This window comes from Caldisericaceae bacterium (assembly GCA_036574215.1).
GTDB lineage: Bacteria > Caldisericota > Caldisericia > Caldisericales > Caldisericaceae > Caldisericum.
The window spans coordinates 1-3,486 of the sequence record JAINCR010000039.1 but is presented as its reverse complement, the minus strand read 5'-3'; the positions used below and the strand labels follow the sequence as shown (position 1 = coordinate 3,486).

At 33.8% G+C, this 3,486-nt stretch carries 4 protein-coding genes; 1 reads left to right on the top strand and 3 read right to left on the bottom strand.

Annotated elements, in window-relative coordinates:
- Window positions 1-527: 527 nt before the first annotated feature.
- Window positions 528-1,361 carry a DegV family protein gene (locus K6343_02075; GenBank protein ID MEF3244761.1) on the top strand — a complete coding sequence of 278 codons (834 nt, stop codon included), beginning with the start codon at window positions 528-530 and terminating at the stop codon, window positions 1,359-1,361.
- Here K6343_02075 and K6343_02070 read toward each other — a convergent pair.
- From K6343_02070 to folK, 3 genes are read right to left on the bottom strand one after another with little or no spacing between them, the layout of a single operon-like run.
- Window positions 1,358-2,122 carry an inositol monophosphatase gene (locus K6343_02070; protein ID MEF3244760.1) on the bottom strand — a complete coding sequence of 255 codons (765 nt, stop codon included), beginning with the start codon at window positions 2,120-2,122 and terminating at the stop codon, window positions 1,358-1,360. The genes K6343_02075 and K6343_02070 overlap by 4 nt on opposite strands.
- Before the next feature lie 9 nt (window positions 2,123-2,131).
- The gene (gene xth, locus K6343_02065) at window positions 2,132-2,890 is read right to left on the bottom strand and encodes an exodeoxyribonuclease III (GenBank protein ID MEF3244759.1); all 759 of its coding nucleotides are present in this window, start codon (window positions 2,888-2,890) and stop codon (window positions 2,132-2,134) included.
- A complete protein-coding gene (gene folK / locus K6343_02060; protein ID MEF3244758.1) occupies window positions 2,865-3,371 on the bottom strand; it encodes a 2-amino-4-hydroxy-6-hydroxymethyldihydropteridine diphosphokinase in 507 nt (168 codons plus the stop codon). Before folK ends, xth begins: the two co-directional genes overlap by 26 nt.
- Window positions 3,372-3,486 lie beyond the last annotated feature (115 nt).

The following is a 3,486-nucleotide window of genomic DNA, read 5'->3' as shown; positions in this document are numbered from 1 at the left end:
CAAGGGAAAAAGGGGCTCAGGATGACTGCAAGGTGTCATTCTGAACGAAGTGAAGAATCTCATCTGTTTATGCTTTCAGGGGAGTCTTGAGTGGGGTGGTGTTTACCCCCTCAACTTCAAGATCCTTCGCTACCGCTCAGGATGACAAGGAAAAAATAGCGCAGAATGACACGGAAAAAGGGGCTCAGGATGACTCCAAACAGTCATTCTGACGAGCAAACGCAGTGAGAGAGGAAGAATCTCATCCTTTTTATACTTGATGGGGTGGAATGATCTCTCTCAACTTTGAGGTCGATTACTTGCACTCAGGATGACGGAGGTTTAAGTCTTAAAGAAAGTATCTTTTTTAGTAAAAAGGTATTTTACCCTTATAAAATTGACAGTATTAGTTTTTTAAAAACACATCTTAATAAGTTTGTTTCTTGACAGGAATGTTAATTTTGGTATTATTAAGTTGATGCAATATTTCAATTTTAGTAAAATTATAAAGGCTTTTAAAGCCTTTAACTAAATAAAGGGAGATAAAAATGATTAAAATAGTTGTGGATTCAACAGGTTACATCGAAAAAGAAACGCTTGAAAAGTATGACATTAAAGTAGTTCCACTTACAATAAGAATAAATGGAAAAGAATACAAAGAAAATGAATTGCCAGTTTCCGAATTTTACAGAATGCTTTTGGAATCTAAAGAACTACCTAAAACCTCTCAACCATCTGTTCAAGACTTCATCCAGGCATACAAACCACTTCTTGAAGAAGGAAATGAAATTCTTTCTATACACCTATCAGAGAAGGTTTCAGGAACCATTAATTCTGCACGACTTGCAATCGAAACCTTAAAGACTGATAAAATAAAAATTGTTGATACAAAAAGCACTACATTTTCACTTAAGTTCCTTGCGGAATATGCTGCCTCTCTTATAAAGAAAAACCTATCTTTTAGAGATGTTTATCAAGAAACTCAAAAACTTGTTGAAAGAATCTATAATAGGTTTGTCCTATATGAACTTAAATACCTTGTTGAAGGAGGAAGGTTAAGTAAGGCTGGTGGTCTTTTAGGTGAAATATTAAACATAAAACCAATTTTGTCGTTTACTGATGGTGAAGTAAAAACTGAAAGTGTAGCACGCTCCTTAAACAAAGCAAAAGAAAAGTTGCTTGATTTTATAAAAGGAATTAATGGAAGTATTGGCATTGAAAGAATTGCAGTTATTCATGGTATAAATAGAGATGTAGATGAATTCGTAAGTAAAATCGAAAGTATTGTATCTATAAAAGTAGAAAAGTTACTATGCGGTGCAGTGGTGGGAGTGTATGGTGGGCCTGAATGGCTTGGAGTAGGAATTTTAGGTAAAGCCTAAAAAGAACCTACCATTTTCAAAAGATCTCTGTGTATTAACTTGTTTGTTGCAAAGACTTCGTTTTTGTTTAAGAAATTTTCATTACCGATAAAATCCGTAACGTAACCTCCTGCTTCTTTTACTATGAGACTTCCTGCAGCTATATCCCAAATGTGAATCCCTTTTTGGTAATAACCATCGAAAACTCCTTGCGCAACGTAAGCAAGATCGAGTGCAGCACTTCCATTGCACCTTATTGATAATGCACTATCCAAAACCTCTCTAAATGTGGAAAAAGTTTTTTCGTTTCTTGCTGCATATACAAATCCTGTTGCAATAAGTGCATCTTCCAAGGTTTTTGTTTTTGAAACACTTATGCTTTTGCCATTCAACATGGCGCCTTTCCCAAATTCTCCTACAAAAAACTCATCAAGTATTGGATTGTATACTACACCGAATTTTAATGTTTCATCTTCCATATAGGCAATTGAAACGGCAACAAATGGAAAGCTTTTAACAAAATTATGCGTTCCGTCAAGTGGATCAATTATAAATTTTTTATTAGAGTTAGAATTTACATCAACATTTTCTTCTGTAATAATTCCATAAGAAGGGTATTCTTTTATTATCTTTTCTCGGACAAAGTTATCGATGAACTTGTCAACATTTGTCACAAGGTCTCTTTTGCTTTTTAACTCGATATCAAGGGTCTTCCTAAAGTTCTCTTTGATAATTTTTCCAACGCTATTTGCAAGGTCGATAACAAAATCGTATTCGAACATAAAAACCTCCTATGTTATTTCTAAAACTACCGGCACATGGTCAGATGGTTTATCAAGTGCTCGTAAACTCTTTTCTATATAGCAATTTTTTAACCTGCTTAAAAGAGATTTTGAGACATAGATGTAATCAATTCTCATACCGTAGTTTCTTTTAAAACTTCCCCCAGTGTAATCCCACCAGGTAAAAGCAACAACATCGCTGTAAAAATATCTAAAAGCATCAATAAGGCCAATACTAATAAGATCGTTTAATGCATCTCTTTCTTCTTTCATAAAACCAATTGTGCCATCTAATAAGTCTTTATCCCAAACATCAATATCTTCTCTTGCAACGTTAAAATCACCCATCAGAATAAAGTTTTTATTTATTAAGTCATTTTTTAAAATGTAGTTTTTAATCTTCTTGTAAAATTCAAGTTTATAGAAAAATTGTTCGCTTCCTAAATTTCCTCCGTGAGGAAAATATACATTAAGAATAGTTAAATCTTCTATTTGCCCTTCGATTGTCCTTGCAATACCATCGTTAAGGACATCTTTCTTTACTTCCTTAAAAGGGAATTTTGAAATTAGTGCAACTCCATTGTAAGCCTTCTGTCCAAAAACGTTCGCAAAGTAATTTAAATTGCCAAATTCTTCAAATGGAAAGTTTTTTTCTTCGGTTTTAATCTCTTGGAGTGATAATACGTCAATCCCGTTATCAAGAAGAAGCATCTTTACATAAGACAGTCTTGTTCTTATTGAGTTAACGTTCCAAGTTGCTATCTTCATAATTCTCCTTTTTAATTAGGTTATTTAATAGTTCGTTTATGCTAACTTTAAAAGCAGGGTGGATAAAATCTCCTGCAATTTCTGAAAGAGGTTTTAAAACAAATAGCCTATTTTGGATATCGTAGTGTGGAATTTTAAGATCCTCTTCATCAATAATGAGATCATCATAAAAAAGGATATCAAGGTCAATAGTCCTTGGACCCCATTTTTCTTTTCTCACTCTACCAAGTTTTGCTTCAATCAAAAGTAGAGTTTTCAATAACTCTTTAGGTGTTTTAGTTGTTTTAGCCTTTACAACACAGTTTAAAAATTTTGGTTGGTCAGTAAATCCGTACGGTTCTGTTTCAATAATGGAAGATAAGGCTACTATATCAATTCCTTCCTTTTTAAGGTTAGATATTGCTTCTTCAATATTTTTTTCTCTTTCAAGAAGATTACTTCCAATTGCAATAAAGACGGTATGTTTATCCTGCGCTTCCACCTGAGCCACCACCTCCACCACCGCCACCACCGGAGAATCCACCGCCAGAACCAGTTGAAGTAGTTATAGAAGAGGTTATTGAATTTAAAGATGAAGTAAAAGCATCTATAAAAGA